This window comes from Actinomadura macrotermitis (assembly GCF_009604375.1).
Taxonomy (GTDB): Bacteria; Actinomycetota; Actinomycetes; order Streptosporangiales; family Streptosporangiaceae; genus Spirillospora; species Spirillospora macrotermitis.
Genome location: NZ_WEGH01000002.1, coordinates 407,546 through 426,707 on the forward strand (window position 1 = coordinate 407,546; position 19,162 = coordinate 426,707).

Below are 19,162 nucleotides of genomic sequence, written 5' to 3' on the forward strand. Positions count from 1 at the left end.
GATGCTGGCCGCCTGGGCGCAGTTCCTGCTGCTGCTGGCGCTGCTCGGCTATTTCCTGGCGAGGGGCCGGTGAACGCCTGGAGGGCGCCCGCCGCCGCACTCGTGCTGGTGCTCGCCTGCGCGGGCTGCGCGAGCTCGTCGCGCTCCGATGAGGACTACCGGCGCAAGGCCGCCAAGACGGCCGAGGCCGCCGCGTCCGCGGTGCGGACGGCCGAGATCGGCGTGCGGGCGGCCGGGGACGGCAAGGCGACCGGGCCCTACCTGTCGGCGCTGCTGAACGAGGCCGACAAGGACCTGAACGAGGTGGCGGGCGGGTTCATGTCCCGCCAGCCGCCCGGCGGGGACGCCGACAAGGTCCGCGAGCGCACCGGGAAGCTGCTGGACCAGGCCGTCGACGTGCTGGACGACCTGCGGATCGCGGTCCGGCGCGGCCAGATCGGCCGGCTGCCCGAGGTCGGCAAGGACCTGCCGCAGATCGCGGACCGGCTGGAGTCGCTGGACAAGGAGCTCGCGTGAAACGCCTCCTCGCGGTGACGCTGGGCATCCTGACCGCCATCGGCGGGTTCGTCGACATCGGCGACCTGGTCGCCTCCTCGCTCGTCGGCGCCCGGTACGGGTTCGCGCTGGTGTGGATGCTGCTGCTCGGCCTGGTCGGCATCTGCGTGTACGCCGAGATGGCCGGGCGGGTCGCGGCGGTGTCGGGGCGGCCCACCTTCGACCTGGTGCGCGAGCGGCTCGGCCCGCGCGTCGGGCTGGCCAACCTGACCGCGTCGCTGCTGGTCACGCTGCTGACGCTGGCCGCCGAGCTGGCCGGCGTCGCGCTCGCGGTCGAGCTGGTCAGCGCGGTGCCCTACCTGCTGTGGGTGCCGGCCGCCGGGCTGCTGGTGTGGCTGGTGATCTGGCGGGTGCGGTTCGAGACGATGGAGCGGATCTTCGGGCTGCTCGGCCTGGTGCTGATCGTGTTCATCGTGGCGGTGTGGCGGCTCAGCCCCGACTGGGGCGACGTGCTGCACCAGGTGACCGCCCCGAAGGTGCCCGCGGACGAGCCGGTGCCGACCTACCTCTATTACGCCATCGCCCTGTTCTCCAGCGCGATGACGCCGTACGAGGTGTTCTTCTTCTCCTCCGGCGGCATCGAGGAGCGCTGGAAGGCCACGGACCTGGCGACCGTCCGGATCAACGCGTTCATCGGCTTCCCGCTCGGCGGGCTGCTCGCGCTGGCGATCATGTCGGCGGCGGCGCTGGTGCTGAACCCGGCGGGCGTCAGCGTCGACCACCTGTCGCAGGTGGTGCTGCCGACCTCGGTCGCGCTCGGGAAGTTCGGGCTGGGGCTGGCGCTGCTCGGGGTGTTCGCGGCGACGTTCGGGGCGGCGCTGGAGACCGCGCTGTCGTCGGGCTACACCGTCGCGCAGTACTTCGGCTGGACCTGGGGCAAGTCCGCCGCCCCGCGCCGCGCCGCCCGCTTCCACGTCGTGGTGCTGGTCGCGCTGCTGGCCGGGACGGCGCTGATCCTGACCGGCCTGGACCCGGTGAAGGTGACCGAGTACTCGCTGATCTTCGCGGCGGTGGCGCTGCCGCTCACCTACCTGCCCATCCTGGTCGTCGCCAACGACCGCGAGTACATGGGCGAGCGGGCCAACGGCCGGCTCGCCAACGTGATGGGCACCGTCTACCTGGTGATCGTGCTGCTCGCCGCCGTCGCCGCGCTGCCGCTGATGTTCGCCACGAAAGCAGGACAGTGATGACCACCCACGGACCCGACCCGCACGAGCGCGTCCAGGGCCACGCCTACAGCGCCCGCTTCCACCTGCTGGACCGGCAGGTCGTCGCCGGCGACGGCACCCCGATCTGCAAGGTCGACGACCTGGAGCTGACCGGCCGCGACGGGCGGCTGTACGCGACCGCCGTGCTCGTCGGCCCCGCCGCGCTGGCGCCCCGGCTGCGCGGGCGGCTCGGCCGGCTGGTCGCCGCGGCGCACCGGCGGCTGGTCGTCGGCGGCGACGGCGCGCCGCCGCGGATCCCGCTGGAGCGGGTGCGCGGGATCGGCGCGGCCGTGACGGTCGACGCGCGGGACCTGCGCGTGCACGCGCTGGAGGACTGGTGCCGCGACAACGTCGTCGGCCGGCTGCCGGGGGCGCGCCATGCGGCTGGCTGATCTGATCGGCGCGCTCGTGCTGGACCCGGAGGAACGGCGGGTGGGGCGGGTCAGCGACGTCCGGCTGGTCGACGAGGGCCCGGCCGGGCTGCGCGTCGACGGGCTGGTGGTGTCGCCGCGCCTGCGCGGGCAGCTGCTCGCCTACGACCACCGGCCGGTGGAGCGGCCCTGGCTGCTGGCGTACTTCGCCCGCCGGGGCTCGGCGCGCGCGCTGTGGGTGCCGTGGGACGACGTCGCCGGCGTGCGGCCGGACGAGCGGACCGGGGAGCCGGGCACGGTCCGGCTGACGCGCGGCGCGGGCGAACTGGGGCCGCTGGCGGAGGCCTACCGCTCCTGGTCGTGACGGGCGTTCTGCGCGGCGATCCAGGCGTCGACCTGTTCCCAGTGCGCGTAGAGCCAGTCGATCCGGGCCTGCTCGCCGGCCGGGACGTCCTCGGCCGCCACCCGCCACCAGTGGGCGCGGACGGCGCCGGTGAGGGGGACCTGCCGCCACACGTCGGCGGCGCCGGCCATGCCCTCCAGCCCGTGGTGCGCGACGAACACCACGTCGGCGTCGGGGGCGGCGGCGAGGGCGGCGAGGGCGCCGCCCGAGCGCGGCGGCATGACGTGCCGCATCCGGGCGGCGCGGGCGGCCTCGCGGGTGCGGCGGTCGCGGTTCAGGCGGCGGATCGCGCGGCGGCGGCGGTCGGGGGTGAAGTTGCCGCCCTCGGGGAAGATGACGAGCGCGTCGCGCGGGCCGAGGCCGGTGGCCAGCTCCCCGATCCGCTCGGCGGCGCCGTCACCGGGCGCGACGAACACGTTCGGCAGCCGGTTCCCGGCGATGTCGATGCACGGGTCGAGCTGCAGCAGCGCCTTCATGACGACGCGGGGGCGGCGCCGGTAGACGGCGAGCAGGTGGTGGACGAGCAGCAGCGCGTCGCCGGGCCCGGCGTGCCGGCTGAGCACGATCAGCGGCCGGCCGCGCGGGTTGGGCGGCTCCCAGCTGCCGCTCTCCTCGATGCGCAGGCCGAGGCGGCGCGTCGCGGCGCGGTGCAGCCCGGTGACGTAGCGGCCGATGACGGCGTAGTGCCGGTCGCGCAGGGCGTCCGCGCGGGCGCGGCCGGGGTGGCGCAGCCAGAGCAGGGCGAGGGTGAGGACCGCCGCCGACTCCAGCGTCGCCCAGGCGAGCGCGAACCACAGCAGCCGGACCGCGCGGTTGCGGCCGCCGCCGATCCGCGACGCCAGCGCCGCGACCGGCCAGACCAGCGGGAACAGCGCGACGAGCAGCAGCGTCAGCAGGAACAGCAGCGGGACGAACAGGACACGGCGGACGGGGGGCGGGGGCATCTCACGCCTGTTCCTTCAGGTAGCGCAGCGACGCCTGGTAGGCGCCCTCGATGTACGCGGCCATGCCCCCGGTGCGGCGGTAGCGCACCTGGGACAGGTCGACGCCGGCCTTCTTCGGCGGGCCGCCGGCGGGCAGGACGTGCACCACGACCTCGTCCGGCAGCGCCGACATCTCCTCGAAGAAGCGGTGCCGGCGCGCGATCTCGAACGCGACCAGGCCGACCTCCCAGGGGCGGCGGGGCGGCGCCAGGTCGCGTTCGATGCGGCCGACGTGCAGCACGTAGACGGTGGTGGCGCCGAGCTCGACGGCGCGGCCGACCGGGATGCTGTGTACCAGGCCGCCGTCGTAGTAGTGGCGGTCGCCGATGCGCACCGGCGGCAGCAGGCCGGGCGCGGCCGAGGACGCGAGCACGGCGGGCACGAGCGGCCCCTCGCTGAACCAGTGCGCCATCGCCTTCTCGATGCTCGCCGCGACGCACTGGAACGGGACGGCCAGCTCCTCGAACGTCGCGACCGGCAGCAGCTCCTCCAGCATCGTGCGCAGCGGCCCGGCCGAGTGCAGGTGGGTGCCCGAGCGGGCGAGCCGCAGCAGCCGCCCCCAGACGCCCGAGCCGAGCGCCTCGCGGACGGCCTCGTCGGACCACATCCGGCTGAGGCGGTCGACGGCGGCGCCGGGGTCGGCGGCGACGAGCACGCCGTTGAGGGCGCCGATCGAGGTGCCGACGACCAGGTCGGGGCGGATGCCCGACTCGTCGAGGGCGCGCAGCATGCCGACCTCGTGCGCGCCGAGCACGCCGCCGCCGCCGAGCACGAAAGCCGTCCGTGATGCCCGCTCCACCGGCGTCCTTTCGTCCGCGTCCTGCCGGGAGCCTCTCCCCCAGCGGAGCGGATAAACCGGACCGCCGAGCGGGCACCATGGAGGGGTGACCGGAACAGGGATGCTCGCCGAGCTGGTCTCGCGCGGGGACACGGTGGTCCTCAGCGGGGCCGGCCTGTCCACCGAGTCGGGCATTCCGGACTATCGGGGGCCGACCGGGCGGCGGCGGGCCGGGCAGCCGATGACCTACCAGGCGTTCACCGGCGATGCCGAGGCGCGCCGCCGGTACTGGGCGCGCAGCCACGCCGGGTGGCGGCACATCGCCGGCGCCGCGCCGAACGCCGGGCACCGGGTGGTGGCCGAGCTGGAGCGGCGCGGCCTGGTCGGCGGGATCATCACCCAGAACGTGGACGGGCTGCACGCGGCCGCCGGCGCGCACCAGGTGATCGAGCTGCACGGCGCGCTGGACCGCGTCGTCTGCCTGTCGTGCCGGGCCCGCAGCGCGCGCACGGAGCTGGACCGGCGGCTGCGCGCGGCCAACCCGGGCTGGGAGGCGGCGCCCGGCCGGGTGAACCCCGACGGCGACGCCGTGCTGGACGACGAGCGGGTCGCGGCGTTCCAGGTCGTGGGCTGCCCGCGCTGCGGCGGCCTCCTCAAACCCGACGTGGTGTTCTTCGGCGAGAACGTGCCGCGCGCCCGGGTGGACGAGTGCTTCGCGCTGGTCGCGGGCGCCGGGCTGCTGCTCGTCCTCGGCTCGTCGCTGACGGTCCGGTCGGGGTACCGGTTCGTGCAGCGCGCGGCGGCGCTCGGCGTGCCCGTCGCGATCGTCAACCAGGGCGCGACGCGGGGCGACGGCGACGCCGTGCTCACCCTCGACGCGCCGCTCGGCGCGGCCCTCACCGGGCTGCTGGCCGAGCTGGACGGGGCGGCCTCGCCGGCCCGGTGACCCACCCCGCCCTCCTCGCGCCGTCCGGGCCGGACGCACAATGGCGGGGCGTCTGCAGAAAGGACCAGGTCATGGAGGACGAGCACCTCCTGCTGATCTACCGCTCGCCCGTACGCCAGTGGCGCCGCACCGCCGGGTGGATCGCGGACGCGCTGGCGCGCGAGGAGAAGGTGTACTGCACGCACCGTCCCGGCGACGACGTGCTGGCCCGGCTGACCGGCGGGACCGCCCCCGAGTCGGTGGACCTGGCGCGCGGGACGCGCGAGCTGCTGGAGGAGGCGCTGCGCTCGGGGCGGCTGGAGCTGCTGGACGCCGCGCACCGGCACGACGGCACCGGCGGCGACCACCGGGCGCTGCGGGACCGGCTGCTGGAGCTGGTCGAGCGGGCCCGCGCCGACGGCCACGCCGGGGTCGCGATGACCGCCGACGAGGTCGCGATGCACATCCTGGCGCCCGACCCGGCCGAGCTCGTCGCGCACGAGCGGGACCTGGCCCGGCTCGCCGCCGGGCAGCGGGTCCGGCTGCTCTGCCGGTACCAGCTGGACGCCGGGCCGCCCGGGCTGCTCACCGAGGTGGCGGGCGCGCACGGCGGCGTCGACGACCTGCTGTGGTCGGCGCAGCGGCGCGGCGACCGGCTGCTGGTGTGCGGCGAGGTCGACGCCGCCGACGCGGACCGCTTCGCCGCCGTGCTGGCCGGCGCCGTGCGGGAGGGCGTCGCCTCCGTCGACCTGGCCGGCGCCCGGTACCTGTCGGCCGCCGGGATCGCGGCGCTGGAGGAGGCCGCGCGGCTGCGCGCCGGGCAGGGCGGCACGCTGGAGCTCACCGGCGTCCCGCCGCTGCTGCGCAACGCGCTGGAGGCGGTCGGCCTCACCGAGCGGGTGCCGGCGCTGATCAGCGCCGCGCCGCCGGACGGGTCCTGCCTGCCCGCCGAGGAGCTGGCCGAGGTCACCCAGCTGCTGCTGAAGGCCGGCAGCGTCGCCGAGGTCCTGCAGCGCATCGCCGACGCCGCGCTGCTGCTGGTCCCCGGCGCCGACGTCGTCAGCTTCACCCTGCGCGAGGAGGACGGCACCCTGCACACCCCCGTGCAGACCTCGCCGGCCGCCGGCGAGCTGGACCGGGTCCAGTACGAGATCGGCGAGGGGCCCTGCCTGGACGCCGTGCTCGCCGACGGGCCCGCGTTCGTCGAGAGCACCGGCCTGGCGGACGAGCCGCGCTGGCCCCGGTTCGGGCCGGTCGCCGCCGGGCACGGGATGAACGCCGTGCTGACCACGGCGCTGATCCCCGGCCCCGGCCCCGAGGTCGCGGCGGGCGCGCTCAACCTGTACTCGCGCGGCACCGGCGGCTGGGACGCCGGCAGCCGCGACGTCGCGCTGGTCCTGGCCGGCCACGCCTCGCTCGCCCTGGCCGGGCTGCGCGCCCGCGACGCCGCTGACCTGGCGGCCGCCGACCTGCGCCGCGCCATCGACAGCCGCGACGTCATCGGGCAGGCCAAGGGGATCTTGATGTCGCGGCGCGGGATCACCGCCGAGGAGGCGTTCGCGCTGCTGTCGCGCACCTCGCAGAACCTCAACGTCAAGCTCGCCGACCTGGCCCGGGTGCTGGCCGAGCGGCCGGGTGAGGTGGACCTCCCGGACGGCTGAAGCCCTGGTCAAGTGCCGTGTTTGGCCGCGTGACGCCGGGTAGGTGCCTGACCTGACCACCTACCGAGCCCGGGAGGCCCGGCGCATGCGAGCCGTCGTCATCAACTGCACGCTGAAGCCCTCGCCCGAAACGACCAACACCGGCGCGCTCGCCGAGGTGGTGGTGGGCGCGCTGCGCGAGCGCGGGGTGCAGGTCGAGACGGTCCGGGCCGTCGACCTGAACCTGCCGCCGGGCGTGCGGACCGACATGGGCGAGGGCGACGACTGGCCGGGCGTGCACCGCTCGCTGCTGGACGCGGAGATCCTGGTGATCGCCACGCCGACCTGGGCCGGGCACCCGTCCTCCATCGCGCAGCGGGTCATCGAGCGGATGGACGCGATGATGTCGGAGACCGACGACGCGGAGCGGCCGGTCGCCTACAACCGGGTCGCGGGCGTCGTCGTCACCGGCAACGAGGACGGCGCGCACCACGTCATCAGCGAGGTCGCCGGGGCGCTCATCGACTACGGCTACACCGTGCCCGGCCAGGCGTGGACCTACTGGAACCGCGGCCCCGGGCCGGGCCCGAGCTACCTGGACGCCGACAGCGGGCACGACTGGTCGGCCAAGACCGGCCGCGCGATGGCCGCGAACCTGGTGGCCGTCGCCGAGGCGCTCGCCGCCCGGCCCATCCCGGCGCCCCCGTCCTAGACCACCCCCGAAGCAGGGAGAACCTCCATGAAGGCCGTCACCTGGCATGGCAAGCGCGACGTTCGGGTGGAGTCGGTGCCCGATCCGGTGATCAAGGAGCCGACCGACGCGATCATCAAGGTCACCTCGACCGGGGTCTGCGGCTCGGACCTGCACCTGTACGAGGTGCTCGGGCCGTTCCTCAGCGAGGGGGACGTGCTCGGCCACGAGCCGATGGGCGTCGTGGAGGAGGTCGGCGCGGACGTCGCGCACATCTCCCCCGGCGACCGGGTGGTCATTCCGTTCACCATCGCCTGCGGGCACTGCCACATGTGCGGGCTGAAGCTCTACTCCCAGTGCGAGACGACCCAGGTCCGCGAGCACGGCATGGGCGCGGCGCTGTTCGGCTACACGAAGCTGTACGGGCAGGTCCCGGGCGGGCAGGCCGAGTACCTGCGCGTCCCGCAGGCCCAGTTCGGGCCGATCCCGGTACCCGAGGGGCCGCCGGACGAGCGGTTCGTCTACCTGTCGGACGTGCTGCCGACCGCCTGGCAGGCGGTCGAGTACGCGCAGATCCCCGTCGGCGGGTCCGTCACCGTCCTCGGGCTCGGGCCGATCGGGCAGATGTCGGCGCGCATCGCCCGGCACCGCGGCGCCCGCGTCATCGGCGTGGACCTGGTGCCCGAGCGGCTGGCGATGGCGCGGCGGCACGACATCGAGACCCTGGACCTGCGCGAGGCCGGCGACGTCGCGGCGGCGGTCCGCGACCTGACCGACGGGCGCGGCACCGACGCGGTGATCGACGCGGTCGGCATGGAGGCGCACGGGTCGCCGGCCGGCAAGCTCGCGCAGACGCTGACGGGGTTCCTGCCCGACCGGGTCGCCGCGCCGCTGATGACGCACGCGGGCGTGGACCGGCTGGCCGCGCTGACGCTGGCCATCGAGACCGTCCGGCGCGGCGGCACCATCTCGATCTCGGGCGTGTACGGCGGGACGGCCGACCCGATGCCGATGCTGCAGATGTTCGACAAGGGCATCACGCTGCGGATGGGGCAGGCCAACGTCCGGCGCTGGATCGACGACCTGATGCCGCTGGTCACCGCCGACGAGGACCCGCTCGGCGTGATGGACCTGGCCACCCACCGGCTGCCGCTGGACCAGGCCCCGCACGCCTACGAGATCTTCCAGAAGAAGCAGGACGGCGCGATCAAGGTACTGCTGACGCCCTGACCGGCCCGGCCGGCTCTTTGCCTGATACCTACCAAAGGTCCGTTGACTCGGTCCCCGTGCGCGGCACATTCTGAGGAGGTGCCGGCCGCCCGCACGGGGCCGCACGGGTCCAGCAGCGCGGCCCGCCCTGTTCCCTACAGGTGTGAGGTGAGCGATGCTGAGCAGCACGACGCACGTCGAGCGCACCGCCGACGCCGCCGTCCTGTACTTCCCGCCCGAGGTCGACCTGGCCAACGCGGACGACCTGCGCTCGGGCGCCCTGCGCCTGCTGAACCGGGGCGTCCCCGCCCTGGTCATGGACCTGATCGGCTGCCGCTTCTGCGACTCCAGCGGCGTCAACGTCATCCTGCGCGCCCACATCCGCGCCAAGGCCCTCGGCACGCCGCTGTACGTGCGGCTGCCCGCGACGGGCCTGGTCCGGCGGATCTGCGACATCGCGGGCGTCACCCGCCTCGTCCCCCTGGCAGACCACAGCGCGTCCCCCGCCTAGCGTTCCCCCGCGAAAGCCGCACCGAAGACGGCGGCGCCCGTCCAGATCTTTCATTCATCGGACGGGCTGAGGCCCGGCACGGGATCGTTGTCCTGTGCCGGGCCTGAGGTTTTCGGGAATGGCAGGGGTTTGTTCTGTGAATGCGGTTCCCCAGTGGGGAACCGGGGGCGTGGGTTAATGGAAGATGCTCACCCCGCCCGGGCCGACCAGCAGGCCGACGACGATCAGGACGGCGCCCCACAGGATGTCGCGCCGCGCGATGAGCACATAGATGCCGGAGATGACCAGGACCACTGCGATGAGCCAGAGTAGAAAAGCCATGCGCCAGGGATCCCCGCAGCGGTCTATGTCAAACAACATCTATCGGGGAAATTAACCGGATACAGATCACATTCGGCCGTCGCGGAATGTGATCGAGGGGTCACTTTCACGGACGGGCGGCGGCGGGGTCACGGGGCGTCGCCGGGGCGGTCCGGAGCGTGCCGGATCTCCGGGATGCCGCTGCGCATCGCGATTTTGCGGATATTGTTCCCCATTGGGGTTGTTGCTCTACCTAAGGAAGACGGTGCGACGGGGAACCGCGTTGATCGCGCTCATGGCGGTGCTGGCCTCGGCCTGCTCCGGAGGCAGTGACGGCAAGACCACGACGTCCGAGGGCGGGCACGACGGCGCCCCCGCGGTGACGATCAGCCCGGCGAACGCGGCCGTCGACGCCGCGCCCGACAAGGGCGTCACGGTGACCGCGGCGGGCGGCACGCTCAGCCAGGTGTCGGTGAAGTACAAGGGCGCCGACGTCCCCGGCACGCTGTCGGACGACAAGCGGACCTGGCACTCGGCCTGGACGCTCACGCCCGGCGGCAGGTACCAGGTGACGGCGACCGCGGCGAGCGCCAAGGGCAAGACCACGACGGCGACCAGCGCGTTCCGGACCGGGAAGAACGTCGCCGCCACCAAGATCCTCAACGTCATCCCGGCGACCGGCGACAAGGTCGGCACCGGCATGCCGATCCTGATCCAGTTCAGCAAGGCCGTCCCGGCCAAGGCGCGGCCGGCCGTCGAGAAGGCGCTGGAGATCACCTCCACCCACCCGACCGAGGGCGCCTGGCGCTGGCTGAGCGCCGGCGAGTCGTTCAACGGCCTGCCCTCGGTGGTGTTCCGGCCGCGCAAGCCGTGGACGCCGAACCAGAAGGTGCGCGTCACCGCGCACTACGCGGGCCTGCGCATCGGCGACTCGGTGTACGGCGACAAGGACGTCACCCACGACTTCACGATCGGCGACTCGCACGTCATCACGGTCAACGCCAAGACCGACAAGCTGGTGGTCCGCAAGAACGGCAAGGTCGTCAAGACCTGGGGCGTCAGCCTCGGCGCGGGCGGCGACGTGCAGGCCGACGGCGTCGACCACCTGCTCACCACCAGCGGCGTGCACCTGACGATGAACAAGAGCAGGCTGGAGCGCATGCGGCCGCCCGGCAAGAAGAAGGGCGACCCGGGCTGGTACGACGAGCAGGTGCCCTGGGCCTACCGCATCTCCAACAGCGGCGAGTACATCCACCAGAACATGGACGACCCGTCCTGCCTCGGCAACCGCAACTGCAGCCACGGCTGCGTGCGCTCGCCCGAGTCGGCCGCCATGTGGTTCTACAAGTGGGCCTACATGGGCGACATGGTGACGATCACCGGCACCGCCCGCAAACTCGACTGGACCAACGGCTTCGGCTACTGGCAGCTGCCGTTCGAGCGCTGGACGCAGGGCGGCGCGCTGAAGCAGCCGGTCACCACGACGGCGCGGGCCGCCTCCTGACGGCAGGCTTTGCCGTTCCGGGACGGACGACTGGTGTTACCCCAAACCCTCCCAGGTAAGGGCTGGTAGCAGGAATACCGCTGTGCTACCAGGTGCCGGGAGGAAGCGTGTTTCTACGGGGCTTTCCGGGACGTCCTACCGCGCTCGACCTCGGCAGCACCCTCGTCCGGATGCACATCGCCGGGCGCGGCCTCATCGCCGCCGAGCCGTGCGCCCTCGCGCGCTGCCGGCAGACGGGCCGGGTGCTGGCGGTCGGCCGGGCCGCGCTGGAGCTGGCGGCCAAGCGTCCCGACGTCAAGCTGATCCGGCCGGTCCGCCTCGGCGTGCCGGCCGAGCAGGAGGACACCGAGGCGATCTTGCGGCGGCTGCTGCGCCGCAGCCACGGCAGCCGCTACTTCGCGCGGCCGCGGATGGTGGTGGCCGCGCCGAGCTCGATCACCCCGGTGCAGCACGGCGCGGTCTGCGAGGCCGCCTACCGGGCCGGGGCGCGACGGCTGACCGTGGTGCCGCGGCCGCTCGCCGCGGCGGTCGGCGCGGGGCTGCTCGGGCCGGGCCGCGAGATCGCCGTCGTCGCCGACATCGGCGCGCACGTCACCGACATCGGCCTGGTCTCCTTCGGCGGGCTGGCCGGCTCGGCGACGCTGCCGATCGGCGGCGCCACGCTGGACGAGGCGATCGTCGACCTGGTGCGCACCACGCACGAGCTGATCATCTCCGCCGAGACCGCGGAGGCCGCCAAGATCGCCATCGGCACGGCCGCGGCGAACCGGGTCCGGCACGAGCGCCGCTGCCAGGTCTACGGGCGCGACGTGCACTCGGGCCTGCCGCGCACGGTGATGCTGTCCTGCGCCGAGGTGCACGAGGTGATCATGCCGCCGATCACCTCGATCGTGGCGGCGATCGCCGACCAGCTGGCCGCCAGCCCGCCCGACATCGCCGCCGAGCTGGTCAGCGCGGGGATCACGCTGACCGGCGGCTCGGCCGCGATCGAGGGGCTGGACCGGCTGGTGCACAAGGCCACCGGGCTGCCGGTGCGGGTCGCCGACGACCCGGCCAACGCGGCGGTGACGGGCGCGGCGGCGCTGCTGGTGCAGCACCGCAAGAACACCGTCGGCGACCGGGCCGGCGACTACGGGCTGCTGTCGCTGCCCAAGCAGCGGTGGCCGTCGCGCGGCAGGTGAGGCCCGCGGCCGGTCACTCCCAGCGGGTGCCGGTGAGGCGCTCGTAGACCTCGACGTAGCGGGCGCGGGTGGCGTCCACGACCTCCTGCGGGATCTGCGGGCCTGGCGGGGTGCGGTCCCAGTCCAGGGTGCTGCTCCAGTCGCGCACGTACTGCTTGTCCAGGGAGTGCTGGGCCCGGCCCGGCCGCCACTCGTCCATCGGCCAGAAGCGCGAGGAGTCGGGGGTGAGCACCTCGTCGCCGAGCACGAGCGTGCCGTCGGCGGCGCGGCCGAACTCCAGCTTGGTGTCGGCGATGATGATGCCGCGCTCGGCGGCCAGCGCGGCGCCGCGCCGGTAGACCTCCAGCGTGGTCTCGCGCAGCTCGGCGGCGGTGTCGGCACCGATCTCGGCCACCACGTCGTCGTAGGTGATGAACTCGTCGTGGCCCTCGGTGGCCTTGGTGGTCGGGGTGAAGACCGGCTCGGGCAGCCGGGACGCCTCGGCCAGCCCCGGCGGCAGCGCGACGCCCGACACCGTGCCGGACTTCTGGTACTCCTTCAGGCCGAGGCCGGCCAGGTAGCCGCGCGCGATCCACTCGACCGGCAGCATGGTGAGCCGCCGGACGCGCAGCGCCCGGCCCTCCCACTCATCGGGCACGTCGGTGGCCGAGACGACGTGGTTGGGCACCACGTCGGCCAGCTGCTCGAACCACCACAGCGACAGCCGGGTCAAGATCTTGCCCTTGTCCGGCACGATCGTGGGCAGCACCACGTCGTACACGCTCACCCGGTCGGAGGCGACCAGGATCAGGTCGCCGCCGTCGGCGTAGACGTCGCGGACCTTGCCGGAGTGGAGCAGTTCCATGGTGTTCCCTCAGCTCGAGATCTCGTACTCGTAGGTCATCCAGCGGCCCGCGACCGAGACGAACTCGCCGTACTCCAGCACGGTGCCGTGCTCGTCGCGGATCCAGTTGCGGCCGCGCAGCACCGGCGCGCCGGGCTCGACGCCGAGGTCGGCGGCGTCGTCCCCGGTGGCGCGGCCGGCGGTGATCTGGTCGGTCTGCGGGCCGGCCGCGGCGCGCCCGGCCGCCTCGCGCAGGTAGCCGGGCGTGCCCCGGCCGAGCCGCTCGGCGGCCAGCAGCGCCGGGGCCCGCTCGGCGAGCGCGCCGTCCAGCCAGGACGTGGACGCCGAGACGGGGGCGCCGTCCTTGTAGGTCACCCGGTGCCGGCGCACCACCGGCGCGCCGGGCGGCAGGCCGAGCGCGTCGGCGACCCGGCCGGGGGCGGTGGTCAGCTCCGCCGCCCTGATCTCGGTGTGCTCGTCGGCGGGGTGGACCCGCCCGGTGCCGAGGGCGGCGACGACCCGGTCGCGCGGGGCGGTCAGCGTGCCGCGGGTGGTGACGATCGTGCCGACGCCGGGCACCCCGACGGCCAGTCCCTCGGCGCGCAGCGCGGCCAGCACCTTGGTCGCGGTCGCCATCGAGACGCCCCAGTCGCTCATGATCCTGCGGGCGGACGGCACATGGTCGCCCTCGCGGAGCGCGCCGGACTCGATCCGGGCCCGGATGTGCTTGACGACCTGCAGGTAGGGCGGGTCGGCGCGGTCGATCCGTGCGGTCATCGCACCTCCTCGGGGCCAGTGTACTAGTGCACTACACACCACGTCCGCATTGGGCCATTTGCCGGGAAACGGTGGTGGCGTTGGCATCTGACGGCGATAGTGACCCCTTGTGGGTTTTCAACCTGACTGGAGGGGACCATGAAGAAGATCATCGTGCACCGGACCGGGCCCGTGACGCTGCGCGGCGCGGCGAGCGCCAAGCACATCGGCTGACGTGACGCTTCGGCGGGCCGCGGGACCGGCCGGTCCCGCGGCCCGCTCTCCTCTACGCGGAGGCTCCCCCTCGTATGAAGAGCACGGCATGCAAGAGCACGGCATGAGGATCACCGCCGACCGCCGGATCGGCGGCCCCTACACCGCCGCCGCCGCGCTGCTCGGCGCACTCGTCCCCGAGGCACTGGACCGGCGTCCCGGCCTGGTCGCCTCGCACGCCACCGAACTGCGCGCGGTCGCGCCCGGCCTCGCCGTCCCCGCCCCGGCGCACCTGCCGCTCGTGGAGCGGGTGCCGGCCGATGAGCGGGTGCTCGTCCCGGCGCCGCGCCGGACGCTGCGCCTGGCCAACGGCGTCGCGGCGTTCCTGACCGGCCTGCTGGAGGGCCGGGACCGGCCGCTGGCGGTGACCGTGACGGCGTTCGCCGAGGCCGACCCCGCCGACCGCGAGCTGTTCGCGGTGCTGGCCCGGCGCGTCGACCCGGGCCTGCTGCGCGTCGAGACCGTGGCCGAGGGCGCGGAGCCGCCCGACCGCACGCCCGCCGAGCACGACGCGCTCGCCGACAAGGCCGACGACGGCGCCGTCGGGCCGCGGCTCGGCGCCGTCCCCTACCACCGGGCCCGCGGGACCGACCCGCTGCGCGCCGCCGCCGCGCACCGGTTCGCGACCGGGTGGTGCCTGGCGCAGGGCTGCCACCACGCCGTCGCCGAGCTCGGCCTGCGCGGCCTGGAGTTCGCCGACCCCGGGCGCGACGCCGCGACCTGGTGGGGGCTGGTGCACGACACCGCCGTGGCGCTCGGGTCGCTGCGGCGCGAGGAGGAGGCCGCGGCGCTGCTGCACGAGGCGCGGGCCGCGACCGCCGACCCGGCGTGGCACTCCACGATCGCCTACACCCTCGCCATGCTGGCCACCCGGCACCACGACCCGGCGCGGCGCGACCTCACCGCCGCGCTCGGCTGGGTCAACACCGCCATCGCGCTCGGCGAGCACCTGCCGGACCCGGCGGAGCGGGCCGTCAAGCTCGGCTTCGACCTGAACGGCAAGGCGCTGATCGAGATGCGCCGGGGCCGCGCCGAGGAGGCGCTGCGGCTGGTCCAGGGCGCGATCGACCTGGCCGGCGAGGCGCTCGCGCCCGGCGCGCAGCCGGTGCACCGCATGGTGCTGCTGGCCAACCGCGCGCAGCTGCTGGACCGGCTCGGCCGCCACGCCGACGCGCTCGCCGACTGGGACGCCGTCATCGCCGCCGACCCGGCCTACCCCGACTACTACATCGACCGCGGCAACCTGCGGATGCGGCTCGGGCGCACCGGCGAGGCCGTCGCCGACTACGAGGCCGCGCTGCGCGCCGGGCCGCCGTTCCCCGAGCCGTACTTCAACCGGTCCGAGGCGCGGTTCGCCGCCGGGGACCTGGCCGGCGCGCTCGCCGACCTGGACGAGGCGCTCGCCCTGGACCCCGGCTTCACCGAGGCCCGCGTGAACCGCGCCGGGCTGCTGGCCGCGCTCGGCGAGCCGGAGCGGGCCCGCGCGGACTGCGTCGAGGGACTCGCCCTCGCCCCCGGCGACGCCTACCTGCTGGCGGCGCTCGGGCAGGCCGAGCTGGCCGACGGCCGCCACGAGCAGGCGCGCCGGGCCTTCGACGAGGCGCTGGAGGCCGACCCGGCGCTGGTCGCGGCGTGGGCCGGGCGGGCCTCGCTGGCGTTCGACGCCGGCGACCCGGCGGGCGCGATCCACGACCTCGGCCGGGCCCTGGAGTTCGGCGAGGACGCGGCGCTGCTGTACAACCGGGCGGTCGCGCTGCGTGCGGCGGGCCGTCCCGAGGAGGCGCGCACCGACCTGCTGCGGGCGCGGGAGCTGGCGCCCGACGACGACGACATCCGGGAGGCGCTGGCGGGCTGACATGGGACGCCGCTACCGGTTGCTGCTGGCCGCCTACCTCATCTCCTCGCTCGGCAACTGGATCTACAAGCTGGCGTTGCCGCTGCTGGTCCTGGCCCGGACCGGGTCGCCGCTGCAGACCGGTGCGGTCTACACGATCGAGTACCTGCCGTTCCTGCTGCTGTCGCTGCCGGGCGGGGTGCTGGCGGACCGGTTCCAGCAGCAGCGGCTGCTGGTCGCCGGGGACACCGCGGCCGGCGGTGTCGCCCTCGCGCTCGGCCTGGTGGTGGCGGAGGCGGGGCCGCTGTGGGCGGTCTACGCGCTGGCGTTCGTGCTGGCGTGCGCGGAGCCGGTCTACCACCCCTCGTTCCAGAGCCTGATCCCGCGGGTGGCGCCGCAGGAGCGGCTGGCCGAGGCCAACGCGCGGCTGTACGGCGGCGACAACCTGGTGAACATGGGCGGCCCGGCGCTGGCCGGGGCGCTCGTGGCGGCCGCCGGGCACGCCGCGACGATCCTGGTGGACGCGGCGACGTTCCTGGTGTCGGCGCTGCTCATCGCGCTGATCGGGCGGATGCCGGCCGTTCCCCGCGAGCACGGCCGGCCCGGCGCGGAGCTGCGGGCGGCGGTCGGGCACGTGCTGCGGGACGGGGTGCTGCGGACCGGCGCGCTGATGTTCGCCGCCGGGAACCTGCTGGTCTGGACGGTCCAGGCGAACTTCGTCTACTACGTGGCGCACTACCGGCACTACGGCCCGGCGCTGATCGGCGTGATGGTGGCGCTGCAGGGCGCGGGCGCGCTGGCCGGCGCGTCGCTCGCCGCCCCGCTGATGCGGCGCCGCGCGCCGGGCGTGCTGATGGTGGCGGGCGTCGCCGGGATGGGCGCGTCGATACTGCTGCTGATCCCGGCGCGCGCCGTGCCGGCGGTCGGCCTGGCGTGGACGGCGGTGTTCGCGTGCGGGGCGCTGGCCAACGTCGCGTGGTTCACGCTGCGGCAGCGCACCGCCCCGCCGGAGATGCTCGGCCGGGTCGTCGCGGCGACCCGGATGGCGGCGTTCGCCTCGGTGCCGCTCGGGACGCTCGCGGCGGGCGGGCTGGAGTCGTGGCTGCACGACATGTACCTGGTGATGGGGCTGGCCGGGATCGGGCTGCTGCTGGTCGCCGCGGCCGCCGCGCGCACCCCGCTCGCCCGCGGGCCGGGGGTCAGCGCGCGGACGTGAGGGCGTCCTCGATCCAGGTGTCGGTCAGCGCGTGGTCCAGCAGCAGGTGCCCGGCGCCGAGGATGCTGGCGTCGGGCCCGGCGCGCGAGGTGGCGATCTCCAGGTTGCGGGTGGCCAGCGGCAGGCAGCGCTCGTAGATGACGCCGCGGACGGTGGCCACCAGCGGCTCGGCGTTGGACAGGCTGCCGCCGATGACCAGCGCGTCGGGGTTGAAGAAGTTCACCAGCGCGGTGAGCACGTCGCCGATCAGCCGGCCGGCGGTGCGCACCAGGCTGGTCGCCTGCGGCACGCCGTCGGCGACCAGCTCCACGATCTGCGACGGCCGGTCCACCGCGATGCCCTGCGCGGCCAGCGCGTCCGCGAGCGCGGCGCCGCTCGCGTGCGCCTCCAGGCAGTCGGGGTGGCCGCACGAGCAGTCGACGGTCGCCGCCGACAGGATCCGCACGTGGCTGATGTCGCCGGCCGCGCCGCGCCCCTGGTGCAGCCGGCCGCCGGCGATGACGCCGCAGCCGATGCCGGTGCCGAGCTTCAGCACCATCAGGTTGTCCAGGCCGGGCCAGGAGTGCCGGTGCTCGCCGACGGCCATGAGGTTGGCGTCGTTCTCCACCAGGGCGGGCGCCCCGGCGTGCGCGGAGACGAAGTCGCGCACGGCGAAGTCGTTCCAGCCGGGCATCCGCGACGGCGACACGACCTGGCCGGTGGCCGGGTCGACCGGGCCCGGCACGCCGAGGCCGACGCCGCGCACCGGGACGTCGCCGTAGCCGTGCGCGCGGGCCAGGGCGCGCATGCTGTCGACGACCGAGGCCAGCGTCGCCTCCGGGCCGGCCGCGATGTCGCAGGCCAGCTCCGACAGCGCGATCGGCGTGCCCGCCAGGTCCAGCACCGCCAGGCGCGCGTGGTGGGCGCCGAGGTCGGCGGCCAGGAAGACGCCGGCCTCGCGGCTCAGCCGCAGCCGCCGGGGGCGGCGGCCGCCGCGCGAGGCGCCCGCGCCCTCCTCGGCGAACAGGCCGGCCGCGATGAGCTGCTCGACCCGCAGCGAGACGCTGGAGGGGGCCAGGCCCGAGAGCCGGGCCAGCTCGGCGCGGGACTCGGCGCGGCCGGTGGCGACGAGCCGGACCAGCCCGGCCGGTCCGTCGTCTCTGGGATTGCGCACCCCGAATGAATAGCACGGTCCCGCTTCGTCCATCAACGCATTGACTTGCGTCGATTTCAGACTCTATGGTCCACCTTAGCTTCGATTTCGAAGGAAGTTAAGGCGATGGTGACCGAATGATCGAGGTTCGCGGCCTGACCAAGCGCTTCGGCGGCCACACCGCGCTGCGCGGTGTCGACCTGGACGTGGCGCGCGGCGAGGTGGTCGTGGTGATCGGGCCGTCCGGCTCGGGCAAGTCCACGCTGTGCCGGTGCCTGAACCGGCTGGAGACCGCCGACGAGGGCGAGATCCGCATCGACGGCGAGCCGCTGCCGGCCGAGGGACGCGCCCTGGCCCGGCTGCGCGCCGACGTCGGGATGGTCTTCCAGTCCTTCAACCTGTTCCAGCACCGGACCGTGCTGCAGAACCTCACGCTCGCGCCCGTCCGGGTGCGCGGCGTGCCGCGCGCCGAGGCCGAGGAGCACGCCCGCGGGCTGCTGGAGCGGGTCGGCATCGGCGACCACGCCGGCAAGCTGCCCGCGCAGCTGTCGGGCGGCCAGCAGCAGCGGGCCGCGATCGCCCGCGCGCTCGCGATGCGGCCGAAGGCGATGCTGTTCGACGAGCCGACCTCCGCGCTCGACCCCGAGATGGTGGGCGAGGTGCTGGACGTCATGACCGGCCTCGCCCGCGAGGGCATGACGATGGTCGTCGTCACCCACGAGATGGGCTTCGCCCGCAAGGTCGCCGACCGGGTGGTGTTCATGGCCGACGGCGAGATCGTCGAGAGCGGCCCGCCCGCGGACTTCTTCGCCGCCCCAAAGAGCGACCGGGCCCGCGACTTCCTCGCCAAGGTCCTCAGCCACTGACCG

At 74.7% G+C, this 19,162-nt stretch carries 20 protein-coding genes; 14 read left to right on the forward strand and 6 right to left on the reverse strand.

Annotated features, from left to right (window positions below; genetic code table 11):
* Positions 1-69 precede the first annotated feature (69 nt).
* Genes ACRB68_RS13655 through ACRB68_RS13670 form a run of 4 tightly spaced genes read left to right on the forward strand, consistent with a single transcriptional unit; the run spans position 70 to position 2,498 of the window.
* Positions 70-516: a hypothetical protein gene (locus ACRB68_RS13655; protein WP_153532870.1), complete on the forward strand. Its 447-nt coding sequence runs from the start codon at positions 70-72 to the stop codon at positions 514-516.
* Positions 513-1,742: an NRAMP family divalent metal transporter gene (locus ACRB68_RS13660; RefSeq protein WP_328594163.1), complete on the forward strand. Its 1,230-nt coding sequence runs from the start codon at positions 513-515 to the stop codon at positions 1,740-1,742. The genes ACRB68_RS13655 and ACRB68_RS13660 overlap by 4 nt, the downstream gene beginning before the upstream one ends.
* Positions 1,742-2,155, forward strand: coding sequence for a hypothetical protein (locus ACRB68_RS13665; protein ID WP_153532871.1), 414 nt, complete (start codon positions 1,742-1,744; stop codon positions 2,153-2,155). The genes ACRB68_RS13660 and ACRB68_RS13665 overlap by 1 nt, the downstream gene beginning before the upstream one ends.
* Positions 2,142-2,498, forward strand: coding sequence for a hypothetical protein (locus tag ACRB68_RS13670; RefSeq protein ID WP_153532872.1), 357 nt, complete (start codon positions 2,142-2,144; stop codon positions 2,496-2,498). Before ACRB68_RS13665 ends, ACRB68_RS13670 begins: the two co-directional genes overlap by 14 nt.
* Here the strand turns inward: ACRB68_RS13670 and ACRB68_RS13675 are convergent.
* Both ACRB68_RS13675 and ACRB68_RS13680 read right to left on the reverse strand, forming a co-directional pair.
* Positions 2,480-3,481 (reverse strand): 1-acyl-sn-glycerol-3-phosphate acyltransferase, encoded by a 1,002-nt coding sequence (locus tag ACRB68_RS13675; RefSeq protein WP_153532873.1) that lies wholly within the window; start codon positions 3,479-3,481, stop codon positions 2,480-2,482. The genes ACRB68_RS13670 and ACRB68_RS13675 overlap by 19 nt on opposite strands.
* Position 3,482: 1 nt before the next feature.
* Positions 3,483-4,319 (reverse strand): patatin-like phospholipase family protein, encoded by an 837-nt coding sequence (locus tag ACRB68_RS13680; protein ID WP_328594164.1) that lies wholly within the window; start codon positions 4,317-4,319, stop codon positions 3,483-3,485.
* 85 nt (positions 4,320-4,404) lie between these two features.
* Between ACRB68_RS13680 and ACRB68_RS13685 the strand changes: the two genes are divergently transcribed.
* The 5 genes from ACRB68_RS13685 to ACRB68_RS13705 all read left to right on the forward strand — a co-directional run bounded on the left by ACRB68_RS13685 (position 4,405) and on the right by ACRB68_RS13705 (position 9,274).
* Positions 4,405-5,244 carry an NAD-dependent protein deacetylase gene (locus ACRB68_RS13685; RefSeq protein ID WP_328594165.1) on the forward strand — a complete coding sequence of 280 codons (840 nt, stop codon included), beginning with the start codon at positions 4,405-4,407 and terminating at the stop codon, positions 5,242-5,244.
* Between the two features lie 71 nt (positions 5,245-5,315).
* Positions 5,316-6,884 (forward strand): ANTAR domain-containing protein, encoded by a 1,569-nt coding sequence (locus tag ACRB68_RS13690; protein ID WP_153532875.1) that lies wholly within the window; start codon positions 5,316-5,318, stop codon positions 6,882-6,884.
* A gap of 85 nt (positions 6,885-6,969) precedes the next feature.
* Entirely contained in the window at positions 6,970-7,575 is a 606-nt protein-coding gene (locus tag ACRB68_RS13695; protein ID WP_153532876.1) for a flavodoxin family protein, read from the forward strand.
* 27 nt (positions 7,576-7,602) lie between these two features.
* On the forward strand, positions 7,603-8,784 hold the full coding sequence (locus ACRB68_RS13700; RefSeq protein WP_153532877.1) for a zinc-dependent alcohol dehydrogenase: 1,182 nt from the start codon (positions 7,603-7,605) through the stop codon (positions 8,782-8,784).
* Positions 8,785-8,938: 154 nt separating this feature from the next.
* The gene (locus tag ACRB68_RS13705; protein ID WP_153532878.1) at positions 8,939-9,274 is read left to right on the forward strand and encodes an STAS domain-containing protein; all 336 of its coding nucleotides are present in this window, start codon (positions 8,939-8,941) and stop codon (positions 9,272-9,274) included.
* A gap of 174 nt (positions 9,275-9,448) precedes the next feature.
* Here ACRB68_RS13705 and ACRB68_RS40160 read toward each other — a convergent pair whose 3' ends face one another.
* Entirely contained in the window at positions 9,449-9,595 is a 147-nt protein-coding gene (locus tag ACRB68_RS40160; RefSeq protein ID WP_194293308.1) for a GPGG-motif small membrane protein, read from the reverse strand.
* A gap of 244 nt (positions 9,596-9,839) precedes the next feature.
* Between ACRB68_RS40160 and ACRB68_RS13710 the strand changes: the two genes are divergently transcribed.
* Both ACRB68_RS13710 and ACRB68_RS13715 read left to right on the forward strand, forming a co-directional pair.
* Entirely contained in the window at positions 9,840-11,078 is a 1,239-nt protein-coding gene (locus tag ACRB68_RS13710; RefSeq protein WP_328594167.1) for a L,D-transpeptidase, read from the forward strand.
* A 107-nt stretch (positions 11,079-11,185) separates the two neighbouring features.
* Positions 11,186-12,259 (forward strand): rod shape-determining protein, encoded by a 1,074-nt coding sequence (locus tag ACRB68_RS13715; protein ID WP_328594169.1) that lies wholly within the window; start codon positions 11,186-11,188, stop codon positions 12,257-12,259.
* Positions 12,260-12,272: 13 nt separating this feature from the next.
* Here the strand turns inward: ACRB68_RS13715 and ACRB68_RS13720 are convergent, their stop codons facing one another.
* Both ACRB68_RS13720 and ACRB68_RS13725 read right to left on the reverse strand, forming a co-directional pair.
* Complete coding sequence (locus ACRB68_RS13720; RefSeq protein ID WP_153532880.1) at positions 12,273-13,103, reverse strand: phosphoribosylaminoimidazolesuccinocarboxamide synthase; 831 nt, start codon at positions 13,101-13,103, stop codon at positions 12,273-12,275.
* A gap of 9 nt (positions 13,104-13,112) precedes the next feature.
* Entirely contained in the window at positions 13,113-13,859 is a 747-nt protein-coding gene (locus ACRB68_RS13725) for a GntR family transcriptional regulator (protein ID WP_153532881.1), read from the reverse strand.
* 316 nt (positions 13,860-14,175) lie between these two features.
* Here ACRB68_RS13725 and ACRB68_RS13730 point away from each other — a divergent pair, with 316 nt between their 5' ends.
* Together ACRB68_RS13730 and ACRB68_RS13735 are read left to right on the forward strand one after the other, a co-directional pair.
* Positions 14,176-15,966 (forward strand): tetratricopeptide repeat protein, encoded by a 1,791-nt coding sequence (locus tag ACRB68_RS13730; RefSeq protein WP_235959379.1) that lies wholly within the window; start codon positions 14,176-14,178, stop codon positions 15,964-15,966.
* A 1-nt stretch (position 15,967) separates the two neighbouring features.
* Positions 15,968-17,161, forward strand: a complete 1,194-nt coding sequence (locus tag ACRB68_RS13735) for an MFS transporter (protein ID WP_153532883.1) — start codon at positions 15,968-15,970, stop codon at positions 17,159-17,161.
* On the opposite strand, the gene ACRB68_RS13740 is transcribed toward ACRB68_RS13735, so the two are convergent.
* Positions 17,145-18,314 carry an ROK family protein gene (locus tag ACRB68_RS13740; RefSeq protein WP_328594170.1) on the reverse strand — a complete coding sequence of 390 codons (1,170 nt, stop codon included), beginning with the start codon at positions 18,312-18,314 and terminating at the stop codon, positions 17,145-17,147. The two genes, ACRB68_RS13735 and ACRB68_RS13740, sit on opposite strands and share 17 nt — an antisense overlap.
* A gap of 116 nt (positions 18,315-18,430) precedes the next feature.
* Here ACRB68_RS13740 and ACRB68_RS13745 point away from each other — a divergent pair, with 116 nt between their 5' ends.
* A complete protein-coding gene (locus ACRB68_RS13745; protein ID WP_153532885.1) occupies positions 18,431-19,159 on the forward strand; it encodes an amino acid ABC transporter ATP-binding protein in 729 nt (242 codons plus the stop codon).
* The last annotated feature ends 3 nt before the right edge of the window (positions 19,160-19,162 follow it).

Coding starts and splice junctions, on each gene's coding strand:
- ACRB68_RS13695 (WP_153532876.1), top strand. CDS start 6,970: ATGCGAGCCGTCGTCATCAACTGCACGCTGAAGCCCTCGCCCGAAACG.
- ACRB68_RS13705 (WP_153532878.1), top strand. CDS start 8,939: ATGCTGAGCAGCACGACGCACGTCGAGCGCACCGCCGACGCCGCCGTC.
- ACRB68_RS13730 (WP_235959379.1), top strand. CDS start 14,176: ATGAGGATCACCGCCGACCGCCGGATCGGCGGCCCCTACACCGCCGCC.
- ACRB68_RS13745 (WP_153532885.1), top strand. CDS start 18,431: ATGATCGAGGTTCGCGGCCTGACCAAGCGCTTCGGCGGCCACACCGCG.
- ACRB68_RS13720 (WP_153532880.1), bottom strand. CDS start 13,103: ATGGAACTGCTCCACTCCGGCAAGGTCCGCGACGTCTACGCCGACGGC.
- ACRB68_RS13700 (WP_153532877.1), top strand. CDS start 7,603: ATGAAGGCCGTCACCTGGCATGGCAAGCGCGACGTTCGGGTGGAGTCG.
- ACRB68_RS40160 (WP_194293308.1), bottom strand. CDS start 9,595: ATGGCTTTTCTACTCTGGCTCATCGCAGTGGTCCTGGTCATCTCCGGC.
- ACRB68_RS13690 (WP_153532875.1), top strand. CDS start 5,316: ATGGAGGACGAGCACCTCCTGCTGATCTACCGCTCGCCCGTACGCCAG.
- ACRB68_RS13735 (WP_153532883.1), top strand. CDS start 15,968: ATGGGACGCCGCTACCGGTTGCTGCTGGCCGCCTACCTCATCTCCTCG.
- ACRB68_RS13665 (WP_153532871.1), top strand. CDS start 1,742: ATGACCACCCACGGACCCGACCCGCACGAGCGCGTCCAGGGCCACGCC.
- ACRB68_RS13675 (WP_153532873.1), bottom strand. CDS start 3,481: ATGCCCCCGCCCCCCGTCCGCCGTGTCCTGTTCGTCCCGCTGCTGTTC.
- ACRB68_RS13725 (WP_153532881.1), bottom strand. CDS start 13,859: ATGACCGCACGGATCGACCGCGCCGACCCGCCCTACCTGCAGGTCGTC.
- ACRB68_RS13670 (WP_153532872.1), top strand. CDS start 2,142: ATGCGGCTGGCTGATCTGATCGGCGCGCTCGTGCTGGACCCGGAGGAA.